The organism is Streptosporangium jomthongense (assembly GCF_042650425.1).
Lineage (GTDB): Bacteria > Actinomycetota > Actinomycetes > Streptosporangiales > Streptosporangiaceae > Streptosporangium.
This window is the reverse complement of sequence record NZ_JBHSBC010000012.1, coordinates 65,200-84,752: the sequence shown is the minus strand read 5'-3', so window position 1 is coordinate 84,752 and position 19,553 is coordinate 65,200. Positions and strand designations below refer to the sequence as shown.

General features: G+C 70.5%; 20 protein-coding genes. 6 read left to right on the top strand and 14 right to left on the bottom strand.

Annotated elements, in window-relative coordinates:
* Positions 1 to 46: 46 nt before the first annotated feature.
* Positions 47 to 1,216, top strand: a complete 1,170-nt coding sequence (locus ACFOYY_RS12160; RefSeq protein ID WP_352009357.1) for an ROK family transcriptional regulator — start codon at positions 47 to 49, stop codon at positions 1,214 to 1,216.
* An 80-nt stretch (positions 1,217 to 1,296) separates the two neighbouring features.
* Here ACFOYY_RS12160 and ACFOYY_RS12155 read toward each other — a convergent pair whose 3' ends face one another.
* The 4 genes from ACFOYY_RS12155 to ACFOYY_RS12140 form a co-directional block, all read right to left on the bottom strand.
* On the bottom strand, positions 1,297 to 1,560 hold the full coding sequence (locus tag ACFOYY_RS12155) for a hypothetical protein (RefSeq protein WP_352009358.1): 264 nt from the start codon (positions 1,558 to 1,560) through the stop codon (positions 1,297 to 1,299).
* A 47-nt stretch (positions 1,561 to 1,607) separates the two neighbouring features.
* On the bottom strand, positions 1,608 to 1,973 hold the full coding sequence (locus ACFOYY_RS12150) for a hypothetical protein (RefSeq protein ID WP_352009359.1): 366 nt from the start codon (positions 1,971 to 1,973) through the stop codon (positions 1,608 to 1,610).
* Positions 1,974 to 2,041: 68 nt separating this feature from the next.
* Complete coding sequence (locus ACFOYY_RS12145; RefSeq protein WP_352009360.1) at positions 2,042 to 2,236, bottom strand: CsbD family protein; 195 nt, start codon at positions 2,234 to 2,236, stop codon at positions 2,042 to 2,044.
* A gap of 101 nt (positions 2,237 to 2,337) precedes the next feature.
* Complete coding sequence (locus ACFOYY_RS12140; RefSeq protein ID WP_352009361.1) at positions 2,338 to 2,844, bottom strand: GNAT family N-acetyltransferase; 507 nt, start codon at positions 2,842 to 2,844, stop codon at positions 2,338 to 2,340.
* 263 nt (positions 2,845 to 3,107) lie between these two features.
* Here ACFOYY_RS12140 and ACFOYY_RS12135 point away from each other — a divergent pair, with 263 nt between their 5' ends.
* A complete protein-coding gene (locus ACFOYY_RS12135; protein WP_352009362.1) occupies positions 3,108 to 3,686 on the top strand; it encodes a ClpP family protease in 579 nt (192 codons plus the stop codon).
* Between the two features lie 74 nt (positions 3,687 to 3,760).
* Here the strand turns inward: ACFOYY_RS12135 and ACFOYY_RS12130 are convergent, their stop codons facing one another.
* Positions 3,761 to 4,483 (bottom strand): DUF2470 domain-containing protein, encoded by a 723-nt coding sequence (locus ACFOYY_RS12130; protein WP_352009363.1) that lies wholly within the window; start codon positions 4,481 to 4,483, stop codon positions 3,761 to 3,763.
* Between the two features lie 86 nt (positions 4,484 to 4,569).
* Between ACFOYY_RS12130 and rpsD the strand changes: the two genes are divergently transcribed.
* Positions 4,570 to 5,184, top strand: a complete 615-nt coding sequence (gene rpsD, locus ACFOYY_RS12125) for a 30S ribosomal protein S4 (RefSeq protein ID WP_386189824.1) — start codon at positions 4,570 to 4,572, stop codon at positions 5,182 to 5,184.
* A 28-nt stretch (positions 5,185 to 5,212) separates the two neighbouring features.
* On the opposite strand, the gene ACFOYY_RS12120 is transcribed toward rpsD, so the two are convergent.
* The 6 genes from ACFOYY_RS12120 to ACFOYY_RS12095 all read right to left on the bottom strand — a co-directional run bounded on the left by ACFOYY_RS12120 (position 5,213) and on the right by ACFOYY_RS12095 (position 12,965).
* Positions 5,213 to 6,034 (bottom strand): ion transporter, encoded by an 822-nt coding sequence (locus ACFOYY_RS12120; protein ID WP_386189823.1) that lies wholly within the window; start codon positions 6,032 to 6,034, stop codon positions 5,213 to 5,215.
* A gap of 370 nt (positions 6,035 to 6,404) precedes the next feature.
* Positions 6,405 to 7,568, bottom strand: coding sequence for a right-handed parallel beta-helix repeat-containing protein (locus ACFOYY_RS12115; protein ID WP_386189822.1), 1,164 nt, complete (start codon positions 7,566 to 7,568; stop codon positions 6,405 to 6,407).
* 234 nt (positions 7,569 to 7,802) lie between these two features.
* Entirely contained in the window at positions 7,803 to 8,066 is a 264-nt protein-coding gene (locus tag ACFOYY_RS12110; protein WP_352009368.1) for a hypothetical protein, read from the bottom strand.
* A complete protein-coding gene (locus tag ACFOYY_RS12105; RefSeq protein WP_362916691.1) occupies positions 8,056 to 9,414 on the bottom strand; it encodes a S8 family serine peptidase in 1,359 nt (452 codons plus the stop codon). The genes ACFOYY_RS12110 and ACFOYY_RS12105 overlap by 11 nt, the downstream gene beginning before the upstream one ends.
* A 262-nt stretch (positions 9,415 to 9,676) precedes the next feature.
* Complete coding sequence (locus ACFOYY_RS12100; RefSeq protein ID WP_386190051.1) at positions 9,677 to 11,479, bottom strand: LCP family protein; 1,803 nt, start codon at positions 11,477 to 11,479, stop codon at positions 9,677 to 9,679.
* Positions 11,480 to 11,624: 145 nt separating this feature from the next.
* A complete protein-coding gene (locus ACFOYY_RS12095; RefSeq protein ID WP_386189821.1) occupies positions 11,625 to 12,965 on the bottom strand; it encodes a neutral zinc metallopeptidase in 1,341 nt (446 codons plus the stop codon).
* Positions 12,966 to 13,326: 361 nt separating this feature from the next.
* Between ACFOYY_RS12095 and ACFOYY_RS12090 the strand changes: the two genes are divergently transcribed.
* Positions 13,327 to 14,196: a LysR family transcriptional regulator gene (locus ACFOYY_RS12090; RefSeq protein WP_352009372.1), complete on the top strand. Its 870-nt coding sequence runs from the start codon at positions 13,327 to 13,329 to the stop codon at positions 14,194 to 14,196.
* Positions 14,197 to 14,288: 92 nt separating this feature from the next.
* Positions 14,289 to 15,131, top strand: coding sequence for a dihydropteroate synthase (gene folP / locus ACFOYY_RS12085; RefSeq protein WP_386189820.1), 843 nt, complete (start codon positions 14,289 to 14,291; stop codon positions 15,129 to 15,131).
* 332 nt (positions 15,132 to 15,463) lie between these two features.
* Here the strand turns inward: folP and ACFOYY_RS12080 are convergent, their stop codons facing one another.
* The 3 genes from ACFOYY_RS12080 to ACFOYY_RS12070 are packed head-to-tail and all read right to left on the bottom strand — an operon-like array spanning position 15,464 to position 18,229.
* The gene (locus ACFOYY_RS12080; RefSeq protein ID WP_386189819.1) at positions 15,464 to 16,105 is read right to left on the bottom strand and encodes a TetR/AcrR family transcriptional regulator; all 642 of its coding nucleotides are present in this window, start codon (positions 16,103 to 16,105) and stop codon (positions 15,464 to 15,466) included.
* 59 nt (positions 16,106 to 16,164) lie between these two features.
* Entirely contained in the window at positions 16,165 to 17,565 is a 1,401-nt protein-coding gene (locus tag ACFOYY_RS12075; RefSeq protein ID WP_386189818.1) for a sensor histidine kinase, read from the bottom strand.
* Positions 17,555 to 18,229 (bottom strand): response regulator transcription factor, encoded by a 675-nt coding sequence (locus ACFOYY_RS12070; RefSeq protein WP_352009376.1) that lies wholly within the window; start codon positions 18,227 to 18,229, stop codon positions 17,555 to 17,557. The genes ACFOYY_RS12075 and ACFOYY_RS12070 overlap by 11 nt, the downstream gene beginning before the upstream one ends.
* 183 nt (positions 18,230 to 18,412) lie before the next feature.
* Between ACFOYY_RS12070 and ACFOYY_RS12065 the strand changes: the two genes are divergently transcribed.
* Complete coding sequence (locus tag ACFOYY_RS12065) at positions 18,413 to 19,531, top strand: LolA family protein (protein WP_352009377.1); 1,119 nt, start codon at positions 18,413 to 18,415, stop codon at positions 19,529 to 19,531.
* The last annotated feature ends 22 nt before the right edge of the window (positions 19,532 to 19,553 follow it).

The following is a 19,553-nucleotide window of genomic DNA, read 5'->3' as shown; positions in this document are numbered from 1 at the left end:
AAGTTTGAACTTTTCATTTCCTAAGCGGGTGTGGTTCACTTAGCGGATGCCTCGTCGTCCCGCTGCCGCGCTCGCCACCAGCGGTGAGGTTCTGCGCCTCATTCGCACCGGTGAGGCGATCACGCGCGCGGACATCGGCCGGGTCACCGGCCTGTCCCGGCCCGCCGTCTCGCTTCGGGTCACCGAGCTGCTGGACCGCCGCCTCGTCATCGAGGACAGCGACGGCCCCTCCACCGGAGGCCGCCCGCCGACCCGCCTGGTCTTCAACGCCTCGGGCGGCGTCGTGCTGGTCGGCTCCCTCGGGGCGAGCAAGACACAGATCGCCGTGTGCGACCTCGCGGGCGGAGAACTGGCCCGCGCCGACCTCGCCATCGACGTCGAGGAGGGGCCGGACGTCGTCCTCCCCCTGGTCATGCGGACCTGGGGCGAACTGCTCGGCGACCGGCCCGTCTCCCAGGTGCGCGGGGTCGGCCTCGGGGTGCCCGCGACGGTCGAGTTCGCGGCGGGCCGTACCGAGAGCGCCCGCATCATGGCGAGCTGGACCGGTGTCACGATCCCGCCGATCATCGCGGACCGTTTCCCCGCCCCGGTCTTCCTCGACAACGACGTCAACGTCATCGCGATCGGCGAGCACCGGGCCGTCTACGCCGGGCAGGCCGACGACCTGCTGTTCATCAAGGTCTCGACCCGGATCGGCTCCGGCATCATCGCGGGCGGCGAGATCCTGCGCGGCGCGCTCGGCGCGGCCGGGGAGATCGGGCACATCCCGGTCCGCGACGGCGGCGGGGTGCTCTGCCGGTGCGGCAACGTCGACTGCGTCGACTCCGTCGCCAGCGGCACCGCGATCCTGCGTGACCTGCGCGCCAGGGGCCACGAGGTGAGAACCCTTGCGGACGTGGTGAGCCTGGTGCGGGCGGGCGACGCCGAGACCATGACCGTCGTCCGCAACGCGGCCAGGATGCTCGGCGAGGTCGTCGCCACCGCCGTCAACCTGCTCAACCCCGCCGTGGTCGTGCTGGGCGGGGACGTGGCCGAGACCTTCCAGCCGCTGCTCGCCGGGGTGCGCGAGGTCGTCCACCGGCGCTCGACGGCCCTGTCGACCCGTAACCTGCGGATCGAGCGGAGCAGACTCGGCCCCGGCGCGGGCATCGTCGGCTGCGCGCACATGGTCCTGGACCACATCCTGTCGCCCGAGGCCGTGGACGCCCCCTCCTGAGGGCGGTGCCCGGCCGCGCCCACGGGAGCCTGTACTCCCGAGGGCCGTGCCTGCGGGCGGCGGTCCTCCAGGAAGGGCGCTCAGCCCGCCTCGGTCGTCGTGCCCTTCCTGGCGTGCGACTGGCGTCGGACCGCCAGGGCGATGTCGACGACCGCGACGACGACCGCCAGCGCCATCACCACGGTCAGCCAGGTCAGACCCGCCACGAAGCCGAGCACACCGATGCCGACGGCCGCGATCAACGCGAACGAGCCGAGCCTGATGTGGACCACGTCGCGGGGTGTCGCGCCGACCATGGGCTTGCCGTCCGCGGACATCCGCTCCGGCTGTTCCTCGGGTGTCATCGTCTCCTCCTTCGGGGCGGGGTTCTCCGGCGGGTGTGGCCCCGCGCTCAGTCCTCCCAGGGCGGTGTCTCGTGCATCTTGGAGTAGTACCTGGCCAGATGGGACTTGATCGGCCCGACGTCGCCACCGGGGACGTCGACCCCGCCTCTGGCCCCTTCGACGACGCCCGCGGCGGCGTGCAGCGCGCGCGGGACGGCCTTGAGCTCACCGTCGACCACGTCGGCGAAGGGCAGTTTGTAGCTTCCGAACTCGTCGGGCTCGCCGCCGTCGTACCAGAGGTGGGCCTCGCGGTACTTGGCGTTCGGCCTGTGCTGTGCCCCCGCCCAGGCGCGTACGCGTCTCTCGGCGGCCTCCTTGTTCCAGCGTCGCCTGGAGTCGGCCAGCGGCAGGTCATGGAACCGCGTCACCGTCATGCCGGTCCCCCTTCCTCGCGGACCTCGGGTCTCGCCGGGCCTCGTACGGCACGGCGAGACCGGTGGAATCAGTCCTTGAAGGCGTCCTTGACCTTCTCGGCGCCGTCCTTCAGCTTCTCGCCCGCCTGCTTGAGGTGGCTCTTGCTCTGGTCGGCGCGACCTTCGGCCTCAAGCCGTTCGTCGTCGGTGAGGCGCCCGGCGCCCTCCTTGACCTTGCCCCCGAGCTCCTCGGCCTTGTTGGAGACCTTGTCTTCCGCACCCATGAGTGATTCATCCCCTTACATCCTCTATGTGGAGTTTCCCCGCACAGGGATATCCAGTGTCCGAGGACGAGGGAGATAAACATGGGCCTGCGGGAAAGGGGCTACGCGGGGGTGATGAGCCGTTCCATGGAGAGCATGCGGAAGGAGCGGTGGTCCTCGCGCTCGACCTCGGTGTAGCCGAGGCGGCGGTAGAGGCCGATGACCTGGTGGCGCTGGGGCATGACGTCGAGGACCAGCCGGGCGAAACCCCGCTGCTCGGCATGTCTGTGCGCGTGCTCCATCAGCAGTTTGCCCGTCCCGCCACGGTGGCCGGGACGCGCGTAGAGACGGCTCACCTGGACGGCGTCCGTCCCGGGGAGGGGCTTGAGACCCACGCCGCCGATCGGCCTGTCGTCGTGGCAGGCGACGAGGAACACGCCGGGGTCGCGGTAGACGGACCCGGGGTCGCGGCATTCGTTCTGCATGCGGGCGGGCAGCTCGTCGAGGGAGACCGGGACAGGGAGACCGAGCTCAGCCTGGGTCGCTCCCATGTACTCGAAGATCAATGCTCCGACGTCCGCCCAGCGGTTCGTGGTGTGGGCGTCCAGGACACGGATGGGGGAGTTCATGACACGCTCCGACGGTCGCGCTCCGGGTGGGTTCGCCCGCCCCGGCGTTCGGGTGAGATCGGTCGCATCCCCATATCTTGAACGATGCCTTGATCCTTTGATGAGGCAGGGGTGGAGGTTTGTCTGTCACCCATGGGAGCCGCTCCCAGGTGCGCTGTGAGCGGAAAGCGCTCACAGCGAACGGCGCGGGAACGCCGGCCCGGGAGCGTTATGGTCGCGATGAATCGTCATTCGTAAATTCAGCTCCGGGGTGGGTGAAAGAGATGACCAATTCGCGGCCCGTCGCCGAGGATCAGCTCTACCAGCGGCTTTTGCGTAAACGGATCGTCGTCCTCGGCACGGAGGTGAACGACGAGGTGGCCAACAGGATCTGCGCCGAGCTGCTCCTGCTGTCCGCGGACGACGACCGGCGTGACATCTGGCTCTACATCAACTCGCCGGGCGGCTCGGTCTCGGCGGGCATGGCCATCTATGACGTCATGCAGTACATCCCCAACGACGTCGCCACGGTCGCGATGGGCATCGCGGGCTCCATGGGGCAGTTCCTGCTGTGCGCGGGGGCGCCGGGCAAGCGTTACGTGCTGCCGCACGCCAGGATCATCATGCACCAGCCCTCGGGAGGCCTGGGCGGCACCGCAACCGACATCGCCATTCAGGCCGAGCAGATGCTGTACACAAAGCAGCTCATGCGTGAGCGGATCGCCTTCCACACCGGCCAGACGCTGGAACAGATCGAGGAGGACTGGGACCGCGACCGCTGGTTCACCGCGACCGAGGCCAGGGACTACGGGCTCGTCGACGAGGTCATCCGTACCACCAGGGAGGTCGTCCCCGAGAGCTGAGACAACCCCTCTCCCCGCGCGTCCCGTGAACGGACAGGGGCGCGGCCGGGGAGAACGGGAGCAGGCCGGGCGTGTCAGCGGTGACAGAGCAGGCAGCGCAGGGCGCGCTCAAGGGACCCGGCGTCGGAGACGGGGACGGGCCAGGGCAGACGGATCAGCGTCGGCTCGTCGACGCCTGAGCGGACGGTCGCGCCGAACCTGTCGAGCTCCCAGAGCCATACGTCGGGGACGGGCCCGTCGAGCAGGCAGGCCAGCGCCGTCTCAAGCTGGTCACGGTGTGTGCCGTTGACATGGCCGAGCAGGCGTTCGGCGACGTCCATCAGGGGGTCGGGGCGGGCGCCGAGATACTCCTCACCGTCGAGCACCCCCGACTCCGGGCCGGTGAGATAGATCACCTGGCCGACGTCGATCCGCAGCAGCCGGGGGCCACGGCCCTCAAGAGCCTCGAACAGCGCCTCGTCGGGGCAGCGTTCGGCGATCGCGATCGCGGCCTGCCGCGCCTCCCCATCGGGTACGGCCTGCGCCCACCCCTGCACCTTGAGCAGGCCGCGCGAGGCCTGGACGGCTCCGAGACTGCGGCTGGCCGTCAGGTCGACGGTCACCACGGGTTCGTCGAGCGCGTCGTGGAGCGGATCTCCCGGCATGACCAGCAGCACCGGGCGGCCCCGGTCGTCGACGCCTCCCCTGGCGGGCGAGGCGGGCAGGCGGGTCCCGGTCAGGGACACGTGGGTCGGGACGGCCGTGGCGGCGAGGGTGCGGACCCGTTCGGGGATCGGGGGAGCGGTGACGGGCTGCATGAACAGGCTCTCCTTGAGATCGGGGAATCCTTCACCTAAGGTAAGGCTTACCTCACTAAGGCAAACCTAATCACAGAGGAGTGACCGTGCGCTACACCGGGCCCAAGGTGCGGCTGTCCCGCAGGGCGGGCGTCCCGCTGACCCGCAAGGCCGTGCGCTACTTCGAGGAGCGGCCGTACCCTCCGGGCGAGCACGGGCGCAAGACGAACAGGCGGCAGACCGGTGACTACGGCCTGCGGCTGATGGAGAAGCAGAAGCTGCGCTGGTACTACGACGTCTCCGAGCGGCAGATGCGCCGCTACTGGGACATGGCGCTGCGTGGCACCGGTCGTTCGGGAGCCGAGCTGGTCGTGCTGCTGGAGAGCCGTCTGGCCTCCCTGGTCCTGCGGGCGGGTCTCGCCCCGTCGATCTACGCGGCCCGTCAGTACGTCTCCCACGGCCACATCACCGTGGACGGCCGCAAGGTCGACATCCCCAGCTACCTGGTCAAGCCCGGCCAGGTCATCGCGGTCCGTCAGAGGTCCAGGACGATGCAGCCGTTCGTCGCGGCTGCGGAGGGCGTCTACGCCGACGACCGGATCGCCGCCTACCTCGACGTCAGCCACACCGACCTGAGGTTCACCCTCGTCGGCCGCCCGCTGCGCGAGCAGATCGTGATCCCGGTCGACGAGCAGCTCGTCGTGGAGTTCTACTCTCGCTGAGGGCTCACCGCTGGCGCCCGCCCACCGGTCAGCGGCCGGCGGGCGTCACCGGGACCCGGTCCCGCAACTCGCGGATCTCCGCCCTGAGCGCGGTCAGCTCCGCGAGCACCGCCTCGTTCGTCTCCCTGACCGTCAGGGCCTCCTGGGCCGCGGCCTCGGCCGACTGCTCGGCGTGCTCGTCCTCCATGGCCCTGACCACGACGGCGATGAAGAGGTTCAGCACCACGAAGGTGCACACCAGCATGAAGGCCACGAAGAAGATCCAGGCCGCCGGGTGCTCGTCCATGACCTCCCGGGTGATGTCCGACCATCCGTCCCCGGTCATCATCTGGAACAGGGTGAACAGCGAGGTCGGCAGGTCCCCGAAGTAGTCCGGCGCGGTGTCGTGATAGAGCTTGGCGCCCATCACCGCCGCCACGTAGAGCACCAGGCCGAGCAACAGCACGATCGACGTCATCCCGGGCACCGCGTTGAGCAGCGCCGTCACCACCCTGCGCAGACTCGGCACGACCGAGATCAGGCGCAGCGCCCGCAGGATGCGCAACGCCCGCAGCACCGAGAGGCCACTGGCGACGGGCAACAGGGAGATCGTCACGATCGAGGTGTCGAACAGGTTCCACGGGTCGGCGAAGAACCGGCTCCGGTAGACGTAGACCTTGGCAAGCAACTCGGCGACGAAGACGTAGAGCGCGGCGTGGTCGATGACGGTCAGGGCCGTGCCGTACCGCTCGACCGCCACCTCGGAGGTCTCCAGTCCCAGGGTCGCGGCGTTGACCAGGATGATCGCGATGACGGCCTGCTGGAAGCGCGGAGCCTCCAGGACGGCGCGGGCACGCTCGCGCAGCGGCACGAATGACTCCCCGTGGGTCGTTGGCCGGGTGAACTGAGGGAAGATCATATCGCTCGGGGATCATCCGCCCCGCCCGGAAGTCGGCCTCCTCAGGCCAGGGACCGGCCCGTCCCGCCGCAGGGGGTCGTTCGCCCGCTCCCGCATCCGGGACGCGCGCCGAGGCCGGGGCGGCGCGGGCCGCCCCGAGCACGGTCGCCGCGGGCGCGGCGGCGACGGTCACGCGTGCCGTCTTCGGCGATCGGGCTCCGCCGAACCTGCCCACACCAATTTTCCTGAAATTTGGTGATAAATCCGCCAGCGTGGACTCGGCGCGCACGGAGGTCGGCGGGCCGAGAGGACGGCGGATGGAACGGAACGCGGGAACGCGTGGTCAGAGGCAGGTCAGGTCGGGGTTGGGCACCGGCCCGCAGGGGCCCTTGTTGCCGCCGCCGTCGACGACCTGACCCGCGGGAGCCCAGATGAGGTAGCCGCCGTTGAACCTGCCGACGTTGCCGGACAGGTTGATCCGGGACTCGGGGACGGTGCGGACGTGGACGCCACCCGCGACCGGGTTGCCGTCACGATCCTTGACCCCGCTGGGCCGCAGGCCGTTGCCGGTGAACACGTTGCCGGAGATCCACTCCGAGTTCGCGCGCCTGATGCCGTTGTCGACGAGGACGCCCGCGGTGCGGTTGGAGGTGAACCGGTTGCCCTTGATGGTGAAACCGGTGACGTCATCGGCCTCGAAGCCGATGTCGTTGTTCCTGATGTCGTTGTCCTGGATCGTGTTGGTGACGTTCGGCGACTGCGGCATGGCCGTGTAGAAGGCGCTTTCCGCGTTCTTCAGGACGTTGCCGGTGAACACGTTCTCGCGGGACATGTCGTAGAGGAGCACGGTGAAGTCGTCGAAGACGTTGTTCTCGTAGCGCCCCCTGCTGGACTGCTCAAGCCGCAGGGAGCCGGAGGTCAGTTTGCTCGCGCGCACGGTGCCCGTCGACTGGCGCAGATACAGCTGGTCGCGCGCCTCGCAGCCGTCGAGCGTCACCCAGGAGTCCTGGGCCCTGATCCCGTTGACCGTGCAGCCGCCGGAACCCTGACCGAGGACGGCGGAGGCGTTGGTCAGCTTCGTCTGCGCCCCGAGCCGGACTCCCGAGACCGTCAGCGGGATCGGCGAGATCAGCTGGGAACCGGCGGCGATGAGCGACTGGGAGCCGGTGAGCGTGCCGTTGACCAGCGTCGTGCCCCTGCGGTCGGGGATCTGGACGGCGGGCGCCCCGCTGACGGTGTGGCCCGCGAGGTCGACGGTGACGTTGTCCGCGCCGATGGTCAGCCCGGTGCCCTGGCACACCAGGTCGGCGGTCAGGACGAGGTTCGCCGTCACCACGTCACCGCACTGCGCGGCCGCAGCCGCAGCCGTGGCGGGGGCGGGGGCGGGCAGGGCCACTCCGGGTCCGGCCGTGGCCAGGACGGCGGACAGGGCCCCGACGAGTACGGCGGCCGTGCGAACCGCCCCCGGTAATCGTGCCGGGCCGTAATCGCTCTTCCTCTCGGGCATTTCCCCTCCATGGTCACGGTGAATGATTTCCCCGGCGCCGGGATAAGGGGGCCGGCGCCGGGTTCCACGGACCAAGGGTGCACGAGGATCAGGGAGCGGAAAAGGCGGGAAAACGGCCGCCACCTGTTCCGGAAATGCCTCCGGAAGGCTACGTGACAGAAAAGGAGATACGGTTTTCCGGTTTTTCTTCTTTTTTCGGCTGGGCCTTTTCGTGTTTCCCCGCCGGTGCTCGGCCTAGCGCGGCGGGCCGTACGGCTCGATGCGGGGGTCGGAGTGGGGGCCCGTGCCTCCGAAGGCGACCGGGGAGATCCGGTCGGCGGCGGCCTCGGTCACGCGCAGGCCGTACAGGCCCCTGCGGGGATCGATGAGCACCAGGTCGTAGCCCAGGTCGACCTCCTCGTCCCTGAGGCCGAGGCGGTGCGTGGCCTGTTCGAGTGTGGCCTGCGGCGGCAGCCGTACGGTGATGAGGACCATGACCGTGCCGCCGCTACGCCGCACGCCGGTCTCTGCGTCGCAGCGCGGCGAGAACCCCCGCGACGTCCAGCAGGCCGTAGCCGTAGTCGTAGTCGTAGCCGACACCGCCCCGGTCGTCCGCGGTGCGGTGCAGCAGGGTGCGCAGCTGCGAGGGGGACAGTACGGCGGCGGGCCAGCGGGTGCGGATGGCCGCGACCAGTCCGGCGGCGACGGGGCAGGCCGCGGAGGTGCCCGAGTCGGGCGAGCCCTCGCCGAAGGCCCCGGAGCCGGAGAAGTGGGTGTAGGAGCAGATGTCGGGCTTGCGCTGGGCGAGACGGCCGGGCCCCTGGGAGGAGTAGCCGACCCGCTCGCCCTCGGTGTCCGCACCGGCGACGGACAGCACGCTCGGGTGCGAGTTGGCGCCGCCGATCGGGCGGTCGGGGTAGGCGCACCGGCGGTCCCTGCAGTCGCGCCCGCAGTTGCCCGCGGCGAACAGCACGTCGGCGCCCGCCTGCTCAAGGCTGGAGACGATCAGGTTGAACGGGTGGGCCGCGTTGTCGGAGTAGTTGCCGGGGTGGCCGACGGGGAAGTCCCACTCGGGGGAGAAGGAGCCCCAGCTGTTGCTGACGACCAGCGACCGGGTCGCGGCGGGCAGGGAGTCGAGCACGGTGCGCAGGTGGGCGAAGGCGGCGACGGCGTCGGAGAGCAGGCCGTCGATCTCCGAGCCGCCGGGACGCCGGGAGAGCAGCACGGGAATGTCGATCAACGACGCCTTCGAGGCGCTGATCAGCGCGTCGAAGGCGCACATCGTGCCGTGGTCGACCTCGAACCGGCCCGCGGTCCCGGAGACGCCGGAGGGGTTCCAGCTGTGGGCGGAGTCGATGATCGGGGCGTGTCCGATGCGCTGGGCGACGTGTGCGGCGTTGATGCCGGTGTCCACGACGGCCAGGGGGACGCCGGAGCCGTCCAGCCCCTCCGACCTGAGCTCGGCGACGCGCAGCAGCCGCTCCACGTCGTGCCAGTCGCCGACGGGGGCGTCGCCGCCGCAGACGATGCTCGACCCGATCACCGGGTCGGCGTGCACCCCGATGACGTCGGAGCGGGTGTTGGGCAGCAGCGTGACCCTGGTGGAGAGCTCGTCGTCGGAGATCTCGCCGCGGACCAGGACCGAGGCGTGCTCGGCGGCGAAGGAGAAGGTCAGTGCCTGGTTCAGGGACAGCGGGTCGCCCCCGGCCGCCGGTACCGGGCGGGGCACCGCGACCGGGACGAAGGAGTGGTCGAGGACGACCCCGGGCAGGCCGTCGGACACGTCGGCCGTGGTCGTGGCGACACCCGGGTCGGCCACGGCCGCGACGATGTCGGGGGTTGGGCGGAGCTGGATCAGGACTCGCATGGCGCACCACCGGATTCGAGGGGATCGAACTCTCCCCACGTTCCTGCATTTCCGGCGGCCCCGTCCAGCCGTGAAAAATGCCTCTGACCAGGCCTTATGTCACCAATCCTAGCAAAACGCCAGGGTTGATTTCCTTCTCCGGAAGGTCGCCGATCACTGTCCCGGCGGACATGATCGCGGCACCGGGGACCGCTCCGGCCTGCCACCGGACCCCTGGACGGGCGGGCGCAGAACCGGGGCCCGCCCGCCCAGGACGAGTGGGTCAGAAGCCGCAGATCTCGCTCAGCGACTTGGCGGTGGCGCCGTTCTGGGTGGGCGTCTCGCGCGGTGTCTGCGGCGCCGTCCGGTGCGGCGTGGGCCGCGTGGTCGAGGGGGTCGCCGCGGGCGTGCCGTCGCCGCCCGTGGGGGAGGCCGTTGCCCCGCTCACGCCCGGCGAGGCCGTCACCCCGGCGGCCTGGGCCCGGCGGGCGGGCCGCTCGGACTGGCGCAGCGCCCTGACGGTCGCGGCGCGGATCTTCCGCCAGTCGGGGGAGCCGGAGTAGAACTCCGGCGGCACGAACTGCAGGCTGGTGATCCTGGCGTTCTTGACCTTGAGGGCCAGCTCGGTCAGCGGGTCGAGCAGCTCACGGGGGATGTCGGTCTTGGCCATCTTCTTGGCGACGTTCGCGATCTTGACGAAGTTGGTGAGCACGACCGAGGGGGTCGCCTGCTGGGCGAAGGCGCCGATGACGCAGCGCTGGCGGCTCATCCGGGAGAAGTCGTCGCTGCCGACACGGGAGCGGCCGTACCAGAGGGCCTCCTCACCCGACAGCGTCCGGTAGCCGGCCCTGATGGTGCCGGCGGTGCCGTAGAGGCCGCCCCACGGGACGTCCCTGTCCACCCGGATCTTCAGGCCGCCGATGGCGTCGACCAGGTGGGCGAAGCCGAACATGTTGATCAGCGCGTAGTAGTCGATCCTCAGGTTGAGGGTGTAGCCGATCGCCTCCATGAGAGCCCTGGGCCCGCGCTGACCGTCCTTGCCCTGGACGACCTCGGGGTGCTCCTCGCCGTACTGCCACACCTCGTTGAGCAGGCCGCCGTTGGGCAGTTCGCGCATGAAGCCGTTGGGGAACTGCCTGCCGAGCGTGCCGTCCGGCGGGAAGCGGACGTGCTGCAGGTTGCGGGGCAGGCTGAACATGACCGTGTTGCCGGTCGAGACCTGCACACTGGCCACGGTCATGCTGTCGGTCCTGATGCCGTCCCTGTTGCCCGCGCCGTCGCCGCCGACGAGCAGGAAGTTCACCCGGTCGCGTCCGTTCCACGGATCCTCGTGCTTGACGGGGACCACGGCCGGGTTGTCGGTCGAGCTCTGGAAGATGGCGTTGGCCGTGTTCTTGGCGGTCAGCACGGTGTTCGCCACCAGGGCGAACGGCGACATCACCCCGACGCACAGCAGGCCGATCGCGACGCCGGAGACGATCTGTCCCCTGCCGCTGAGCCTTCTCGGACGCAGGGAGATGTAGGAGGACAGCACGATCAGGAACCAGGCGAGGGCTCCGGCGCCGGCCAGGGCCACCGCGCTCGTCAGCGTGCTGTCCCTGGTCAGGAAGCCCACGTTGCCGGGAAGGACGACGAACGCGACGACCGCCGCGGCGACCAGGAGCGCGGCGAAGACGCCCAGCAGCGCGTAGCCGGTACGGCGGTGTCCCGCGCGCAGGTGGGCCGCGCCGGGCAGGACCACCGAGAGCCCGGTCCAGCCGACGAGCGAGGCCGTCGTCAGCGGCTTGGCGAACCTGGGCCGTTTCCCTGCCGGTCGCGCCACGGGGGGCGGGCCCTGTGCGAGGTCTCCCGGGCCCTGCGGGATCCGGGCGTCCTCTCCCGGGGGCCGGGCGGTCTCCCCGGCCCCCTCGCCGGCCCCGGCGGAGGGAGGACCGGGGGCGCCGAGAACACCGGGGGCGTCGGGGGTTCCCGGAGCGCCGGGAACGTCGGCGGCGGGGGCGCCGGGGGTGACCCCCGGGTCCTGCTCAGGGGCGTGCCGTTTCCCGTCATCGCCGGAAGAGTCCCCCGGGCCCTGCCCATGGCGCATGATCACACCGCTTCCTACTGCGTCCTACCCCGGTCCACCTGGCAAAACAGCCGAGGTCCCCCGATTACATGGAATTGGCAGGATTCTAGCCCCATACATGGACATGGCAGACAGACAACCAAACTTCGGTTAATGAGTATTTAAGCTATGACGTCGAGGAGGAGGAGGCCAGCCAGGTGTTGCACTGGAAGGTCTTGTTCTTCTCGTAGCCCTGGCGGAACCAGCGGTTGTTGTTCGCCGGAGTCCCGTGGTCACGGGGGTAACCGGGCCAGTCCCCGACCCGTGAGTAGAAGTAGTAGAGCGTGTTGCGCCTGGCCGGGGTGACCGGGTAGGTGCTCGCGACCGAACGCATGAACATCCCGCCGAAGCAGGTGGCCTGGAGCTCGAACCTGCGGCTCAGCGCGAGCCTGCCGCTCCTGCTCGACGAGCGTTGCGTCTTCTGCCACCAGCTGTCGGACAGGCCGGTCAGCTGCTGCACGTGGTGGCCGTACTCATGGGCCATCATGCTGATGATCGCGCCGTGCCAGCCGACGATCTGGCCGTATCCGAGGCTGTTGCCCGATCCCTTGGCCATGGCGCCGGTCGAGGCGTAGATGGTGTGGTTGCGCGGGCAGTAGTACGGCACGATGCTGCCGATCTGGGGGAAGTCCCCGCACGCCCCGCGTCCCCTGCCCGAGACGATGGCGTAGCCGGGCGGGCTCCAGTCGATGCCCTGCTCGCCGAGGATCCGCGACCACCCCTTGTCCAGGCACTTGGAGGTCTTCAGGATCAGCCCCTTGAGCTGGCTGTGGCTGTAGATGCTCGGCGAGCCCGCGGAACAGCTCACCGTGGGCAGGCCACCGGTCCGGTAGAGGGTGTTGCCCTCCAGGGTGGTGTTGCGGACGACCTCCTTCGAGGGGCTGGGCACGTCCGTCGGCTTCGTCTCCTGCGGCGTCTCCGTCGGTGTGGGTGTGGGCGTGTCCTCGGTGGCCGGCCGCGAGGTCTCCAAGGGGGAGGGCGTGTAGGTGGGCACGGCGAAGTGCGGGGCCGAGTCCCGGTAACGGTTCTTGATGACCGACCCGGCGACCACGAGCCCGATGAAGAGCAGCGCGATCACACCGAAGACGCTCACCACGATCACTCCGGCGCCTCCCGAGCGCCGCTGCGGCGGCTGCCACGGAGCGGGCGGGACGGGAGGCGGTGGCGGGATCGGCGCGCCGTACGGCGGCTGCCCCTGGGGCGCCCCGGGGTAGGGCGGCTGCCCCTGGGGCCCAGGCCGGGGGTAGCCCTGCGCGGGCGGCGGCGGGTACCCCTGGCCCGCGGGCGGGTAGCCCTGCGGTCCCGGGTTCTGGGACGGATAGCCCTGCGGCGGGGCGGGCGGGTGACCGTATCCCTGGTTGGGGCCGGGTCTTGGGCCCGCCTGACCGGGCGGCGGATAGCCGTAACCCGGAGGGAAACCCTGCCCGGGAGGAGGCTGCGGCGCGGACGGGTACGGCTGTCCGGGCACTCCCTGCGGCGGCGGACCGGGAGGCGGTCCCTGAGGCGGCCCCTGTGGTGGTCCCTGAGGCGGCGCGGCGGGCCAGGCGGGAGGCGGCGGTGCGGGACGGGGGTGCCCCTGGGGGCCCTGAGGCCCTTGAGGCCACGGTGGTTGTGGAGGGTTGTGCCCGTTGCCTGTCACGCTGTCTCCCCGTTAACCCGAGTGTCCGGCCGTCCACGAATGACCGGACTTTTATCGAATTTGGGGCGTAAGCATACTGATTTATCATCCGTCACGGATGTCGCTATATACGGTTACATTCTGAAATCGTCAAAGGTGATCTCTGCAATGTCCGGGACCGACCCCGGGCCCGTGTCCTAGCGTCGAAGCCATGAATCTGCAGCAGCTCCGCTACGTGGTCGCGACGGCGGAGCACCGCACCATGACAGATGCGGCCAGGTCGCTGTACATCGCGCAGCCCGCGCTTTCCCGCGCGATCAGAGACCTTGAGCGAGAGTTGGGAATGACGTTGTTCGCCCGTTCCGGGCGCGGCGTGGTCGTCACGGCGCAGGGGCGCCGGGTGGTCAAGCTGGCCCGGGAGGCGCTCGACGCAGTCAGGGAGATCGAGGCACTGTCCGCCCACGGCCACCAGGCCGACGCGGAACTGCGCATCGCCTCGACCCCCAGCCTCGAACCGGGGCTGGCCGGACGACTCCTTCCCGCCTACGCCGCCGAGCATCCAGGGGTGCGCGTGCACATCGTCCGTTGCGACGGCCGGGACGGCGTGGTCAACGCCATCAGGGACCAGCGGGCCGATCTCGGCCTGACGGACCTGCCCGTCCCGGCCGACCTGGTCAGCCATCCGCTGGAACGCCAGGAGATCGTGCTGATCTCCCCGTCCGGCCTGGACCTGCCCGACCCGGTCCCGATGAACAGGCTCAACGGCATGCGGCTGGTCATGCCCGTCCCCGGCAGTGCCCGGCGCAGGGAGTTCGACGCCCTGTTCACCAAGTACGGCATCGCTCCCGTGCCCGCCGTACAGCTCGACGAGCGCGGCAACTGGCTCAACACGGTCCGCTCGGGAGCGGCCTCCCTGCTGTGGTACCGGGGCATGGCCGAACAGGCGGCCAGGGCCGGGCTGGTGGTCCGCTCCCTCGACCCCTCGGTCCGCAGGGTGATCGCCCTCGTCCACGCGCGGCGGCGGCTGCCCTCCGTCGCCCAGGACTTCGTCACGGTGGCCGAGGGTGGGTCGGCCGCCTGACCTCCACGTGAGGCACGGTTTTCCCAACCCCCGGAGGCGGCGCAGGTGGGAGCGCCCGCCTCTCCGGTACCGGCCCGATAGGCTCGGTATCGATGACTATCTTGCGCCTGCGAGGCCGTGAGTTCCGGCCCGGCGAATTCGCGATCATGGCGGTGGTCAACCGCACCCCCGACTCCTTCTACGACAGGGGCAGGACCTACGGCTTCGAGGCCGCGCTCAAGGCCGTCGACGGGGCCGTCGAGGGCGGCGCGGACATCGTGGACATCGGCGGTGTCAAGGCGGGACCGGGCGACGAGGTGGACCCCGCGGAGGAGATCCGCCGGGTGGCCGGCCTGGTCGCGGCGGTCAGGGACCGTCACCCCGATCTGGTCATCAGCGTCGACACCTGGCGCGCCGAGGTCGGCGAGGTCGTCGCCGAGGCCGGCGCCGACCTGCTCAACGACACCTGGGGTGGAGTCGATTCCGGCCTGGCCGACGTCGCGGCCAGGCACGGCATCGGCCTGGTGTGCGCGCACGCGGGAGGCGTGACCCCGCGCACCCGCCCGCACCGCATCGCCTACGACGACGTGGTCGCCGACGTCGTCGATCACACCGTCGGCCTCGCCGAGCGGGCGGCCGCCGCCGGGGTCGCCAGAGAGTCGATCCTCATCGACCCGGCGCACGACTTCGGCAAGAACACCCGGCACTCCCTGGAGATCAGCCGTCGCCTCGGCGAGATGGTCGGCACCGGCTGGCCGGTGCTCGTCGCGGTCTCCAACAAGGACTTCGTCGGCGAGACCCTCGGCGGGCTGCCTGTCGACGAGCGGCACGCCGGGACCATCGCCACCCTCGCGGTCTCCGCCTGGCAGGGCGCCCGGGTCTTCCGGGTCCACGACGCCGCCTCCGCCCGTGACGCCCTCGCCGTCGTCTCCGGACTGCGCGGATCGGGTCTCTGAGAGGACCGGAATGGGATCGGGCCACCCGTGGGGGGAACGGGTGGCCCGATCGCGAGGCGGGGGCGCACCTCGCCTTTCGATGGGTCCTGTCCGCGGGCGGTCCCGCGACGGCGGCAGACGGTCCGTCCCGCAGGCCTGGGAACACATGCCTGGCTCGTGCTGACGGTCTCGCCCGCCGGGGGTGCCCCGGCGCCCCGGAAGAGGCACAAGTGAGCGTCCCCATCGTGAACCCGCGACGGGTTTACCGCAATATCCTGACCGGGGTAAATCGATTTGTTATCTGGTCCGTCGCGTACCGTCCGCCGGAGGGAACCGAAGGTCACGGCCCTGACTCACGACCGAGGCGGGTCACCCGGCAGGCCGAGGGCGTGGTGCACCACGTCGTGCATGTAGGCGCGGAAACGGCGCAGGATCTCCGGGTCGCCTGGGGTCCAGTGGTTGCCCTCCTCGTCGAGCACCCCGCCACGGGAGAAGACGTGCGCCGACCACGTCACCGTCCAGACCGTGAACATCACGTCCGCCGAACCCGGAGCCAGGGACCGCAGGGTCTCGCTGATACGCCGGACCATCGGCTGGACGTACTGCCGCTCCGGCTCGGTGACGTCGCTGGCGTCGGACAGCCAGCGGTGCATCCACAGCGCGCCGATGTCCGGGTTCTCGACACAGAAGTCGATGTAGCTGTCGAGAAGGCGGTGAACGGCCCTCGCGGGCTCCCGTAAGGGGTCTCCCGGAGGTGCGGCGGAGATCTCTGCGATCGCCCTCTCCGTCTGGCCGAGGTCGGCCAGGTGGGCACGTTCCAGGACTGCGAGGTACAGCTCCCGCTTGCCGCCGAAGTGCTCGTTGAGCGTGGCGACGTCGACCCCGGCGGCCTCGGTGATCTGACTGGTCGAGGTTCCGTCGTAGCCAAGGGCGGCGAAGAGCCGCGTCGCGACCCGCAGGATCAGCTCCCGCTCGCCGCCGTCAGCGGAAGTCATGAAAGTGACGCTAGGTCTCCGGGCCCTTCCCGGCCAAGCACATGATGGACAAGCGTCGGTCAAGATAGCGGAAGTCGTACAACTGCCCGTAAACCAGGCGAGGCATCCTCCAGGTGCACCGCGCCGCCGTGGGCGTTGACCGTCTCCCTGACGATCGCCAGGCCGAGCCCGGAACCGCCCTCGTCACGGCTGCGCGCGCTGTCCAGCCGGGTGAAACGGTCGAAGACCCGTTCCCTGTCCGGTTCGGGGACGCCGGGGCCGTCGTCGGTGACGGTCAGCACCGCGTCCGCGCCCTCGACGCGCAACTCGACCACCACCGGGGCCGAGGTGTACCGCAGCGCGTTGTCCACGAGGTTGACCAGCACCCGCCCCAGGTCGAGAGCGTCGCCCGTCACCACGGCCGCCCTCGTGGGGGAGTCGCCCGCCGGGGCGGGCAGCCGTACCGTGACGGCCTCGCCGTAGCGCTCGACGGTCTGCTGGATGAGCTGCTCCAGTTCGACGGGCTCCCTGCGGGCGGGGCCGCCCCGCTCGTCGAGCCTGGCCAGGGCGAGCAGGTCCTCGGCCAGCCTGGACAGGCGCATGGTGTCCTCAAGCACGCCCTCGGCCGTCTCCCGCCAGTCCTGCCCCTCGGGATGGCCGAGCGCGACCTCAAGCTGGAGACGGATACTGGCCAGCGGGCTGCGCAGCTCGTGCGCCGCGTCGGAGACCAGGGACCGCTGCCGCGCGTCGGCCTGTTCGAGCCTGGTCAGCATGTCGTTGAGGGTGGTGGCGAGGCTGTGCACCTCGTCCCTGGCCTCGGGCACCGGCAGCCGCCTGGAACGCGCGGTGTCGGTGATCTCGTCCGCGCCCCTGCGCAGCGCGGCGATGGGACGCAGCGTCCTGCCGATGATCACCCAGCTGGCGCCGGCGAGCAGCACGAGCAGCAGCGGCGTGCCGACGACCAGCACGTGACCGGCCGTACTGAGGCTGGTCTCCACCTCACGGAACGAGCGCGCCGAGATCACACTCTGCCCCCGGTCCGCGCTGAGCACCCGCACCCGAAGCAGATGCGGGATGCCGTACGGCTCGCCGTTGACGAACCGCGCCCTTCCCTTGGCGATCGCGGAGGCCCGCTCGGACGCGCTCAGCAGCGGCACCAGCCGGTCGGTGCCGGTGGTCGCGTGGGTGATCCGCCCCCGGCCGTCGATCACCTGCAGCAGCGTGCCGTCCGAGGTGGTCAGCTCGTCCGGCAGCCGCCCGGCGTCGGCCAGCGAGACCGTGTCGCGCGCCCGCTGGTAGATCGCGTCGTCGATGGTGGTGATCAGCGCCTGGCCCAGCACGCCGACCATCACGTACGCCGAGACGACCAGCGCGAGCGCGAGCACGGCGGAGGCGACCGCGGTCAGCCGGAAACGCAGGCTCTTGCGCCGCCACCAACCGGCCGTACGGCGCCCGCCCCGCGTGCGCGGGTCAGCCGCCATCGCCCGCGAGCCGGTACCCGGCCCCCCTGACGGTCTGCAGCGCGTTCCTGGAGAACGGCGCGTCGACCTTGCGGCGCAGGTAGCCCACGTAGACCTCGACCACGTTGGGGTCGGTGTCGAAGGTGTCCCACACGTGTTCCAGGATCTCGGACTTGGAGACCACCTCGTCGTGGTGGCGCATGAGGTACTCCAGGAGGGCGAACTCCCTGGGCGTCAGCTCGATCGGCTGCTGCCCCCTGGAAACACGGCGCCGCGCGGGGTCCAGGGTCAGGTCACCGGCCCGCAGCACGGCGGGGCGCCGGTTCGCGCCCCGGCGCAGCAGCGCCCTGAGCCTGGCGACCAGCACGACGTAGGAGAACGGCTTGGTCAGGTAGTCGTCGGCGCCCAGATCGAGGCCGTCGGCCATGTCGTACTCGCCGTCCTTCGCCGACAGCATCAGGATCGGCACCCAGTTCTCCTCGGCCCGCAACTGCTTGCAGACGTTGTAACCGGAGATCCTCGGCAGCATGATGTCCAGCACGACCACGTCGTAGTCGCCGACCCTGGCCAGGTGCAGTCCCTCCTCGCCGTCATGCGCGAGGTCGACCGCGAACCCCTCGGCCTGTAGCCCGCGCTGGAGCGCCGCGGCCATCCGCCGCTCGTCCTCAACGACGAGAACCCGCATCCCCCACCACCTCCGCCTTCGCCCCCATCTTCGGCCAGCGGCACTGAGAGACCGCTGAGAACCTGTGAGACCTCTCAGTCTGTCTCAGCTCCGGCACAGGAACGGTCACGCAAGCTGCCTTCAGAAACGATCGACGCACTACCGTAAAGGAGTGACATGTCTGAACGAACAAGGCGAAGCCGCGTGACGAGATGGGGTGTGCCGGTCGCTGCGATCGCGGTGGTAGCCGCGGCCATCGGAGCGGGCCCGGTCATCGCAGCCGTCCAGGGGGAGCCCACACTCCCCGCGCGTACGGCGCAGCAGCTGCTCGCCGACGCCGCCACGGCCTCCCGGTCCGGCATGAAGCCCATGTCGGGCACCGTCATTCAGACAGCCTCCCTGGGACTTCCCGGCCTGCCGGAGATCTCGGGCATGGGCGGCTCCTCACCCGCCGCCCTGCTGGCGGGCTCACACGAGCTCAAGGTCTGGTACGGCGGCGCGGACCGGCTCAGGCTGGCTCTTCCGGGCAAGATGAGCGAGACCGACCTGATCGTCAACGGCGACCAGGTCTGGCTGTGGCGCAGCGAGGACAACGAGGCCACCCGGATCAACGGGGTGGACCCCGAGGCGCAGGACAAGCACGCCACCGCGCTTCCCTCCGCGACCACTCCGCAGCAGGCCGCGCAGCAGGTGCTGAGCAGGGCGGCCACGGACACCGTGGTGAGCGTGAGCAACACCGAGCGGGTCGCCGACCGCCCCGCCTACCAGCTCGTCCTGGCTCCCAAGGACGGCGCGTCCCTGGTCAAGGAGGTCAAGCTGGCGCTCGACGGGGAGACCTTCGTCCCCCTGCGGGTGCAGGTCTACGCCAAGAGCGCCGCCGAACCGGCCTTCGAGGTCGGTTTCACCTCGGTCACGTTCACCCCGCCCGCCGCGGAGAACTTCACCTTCACCCCGCCCGCGGGGGCGAAGGTGACCGAGCGGGCCGCCGACGAGTTCAGCGAGCAGGACCGGGCCAGGCAGGAACGGGAACGGGCGCTGAAGGGCAGGGCCAAGGTCGTCGGGCAGGGCTGGACCTCGGTCGCGGTGCTCCCCTTCTCCGTCAAGGACCTCGGCGCGAACCGGTCCCAGGACGCGGACGGCCCGGCGGGGAACGCGAACGCCCTCGCGGACGCCCTGCTGAGGTCGGCCAAGCAGGTCAGCGGGCCGTGGGGCAGCGGCAGGGTCATCCAGAGCAAGCTGCTCTCGGCGCTGCTGACCGACGACGGCCGCCTGCTGGTCGGCGCGGTCACCCCGGAGAGGCTGCAGGAAGCGGCGGCGAGCTGACGAACGGGACGCCGGGAGGGTC

Bases quoted from the DNA above. Each gene is read 5' to 3' on its own strand.
- ACFOYY_RS12160 (WP_352009357.1), top strand. From the start codon at position 47: ATGCCTCGTCGTCCCGCTGCCGCGCTCGCCACCAGCGGTGAGGTTCTG.
- ACFOYY_RS12075 (WP_386189818.1), bottom strand. From the start codon at position 17,565: ATGGCGGCTGACCCGCGCACGCGGGGCGGGCGCCGTACGGCCGGTTGG.
- ACFOYY_RS12135 (WP_352009362.1), top strand. From the start codon at position 3,108: ATGACCAATTCGCGGCCCGTCGCCGAGGATCAGCTCTACCAGCGGCTT.
- ACFOYY_RS12100 (WP_386190051.1), bottom strand. From the start codon at position 11,479: ATGCGCCATGGGCAGGGCCCGGGGGACTCTTCCGGCGATGACGGGAAA.
- ACFOYY_RS12130 (WP_352009363.1), bottom strand. From the start codon at position 4,483: ATGCAGCCCGTCACCGCTCCCCCGATCCCCGAACGGGTCCGCACCCTC.
- ACFOYY_RS12155 (WP_352009358.1), bottom strand. From the start codon at position 1,560: ATGACACCCGAGGAACAGCCGGAGCGGATGTCCGCGGACGGCAAGCCC.
- folP (WP_386189820.1), top strand. From the start codon at position 14,289: ATGACTATCTTGCGCCTGCGAGGCCGTGAGTTCCGGCCCGGCGAATTC.
- ACFOYY_RS12070 (WP_352009376.1), bottom strand. From the start codon at position 18,229: ATGCGGGTTCTCGTCGTTGAGGACGAGCGGCGGATGGCCGCGGCGCTC.
- ACFOYY_RS12140 (WP_352009361.1), bottom strand. From the start codon at position 2,844: ATGAACTCCCCCATCCGTGTCCTGGACGCCCACACCACGAACCGCTGG.
- ACFOYY_RS12105 (WP_362916691.1), bottom strand. From the start codon at position 9,414: ATGCGAGTCCTGATCCAGCTCCGCCCAACCCCCGACATCGTCGCGGCC.
- ACFOYY_RS12090 (WP_352009372.1), top strand. From the start codon at position 13,327: ATGAATCTGCAGCAGCTCCGCTACGTGGTCGCGACGGCGGAGCACCGC.
- ACFOYY_RS12145 (WP_352009360.1), bottom strand. From the start codon at position 2,236: ATGGGTGCGGAAGACAAGGTCTCCAACAAGGCCGAGGAGCTCGGGGGC.
- ACFOYY_RS12150 (WP_352009359.1), bottom strand. From the start codon at position 1,973: ATGACGGTGACGCGGTTCCATGACCTGCCGCTGGCCGACTCCAGGCGA.
- ACFOYY_RS12080 (WP_386189819.1), bottom strand. From the start codon at position 16,105: ATGACTTCCGCTGACGGCGGCGAGCGGGAGCTGATCCTGCGGGTCGCG.
- ACFOYY_RS12115 (WP_386189822.1), bottom strand. From the start codon at position 7,568: ATGCCCGAGAGGAAGAGCGATTACGGCCCGGCACGATTACCGGGGGCG.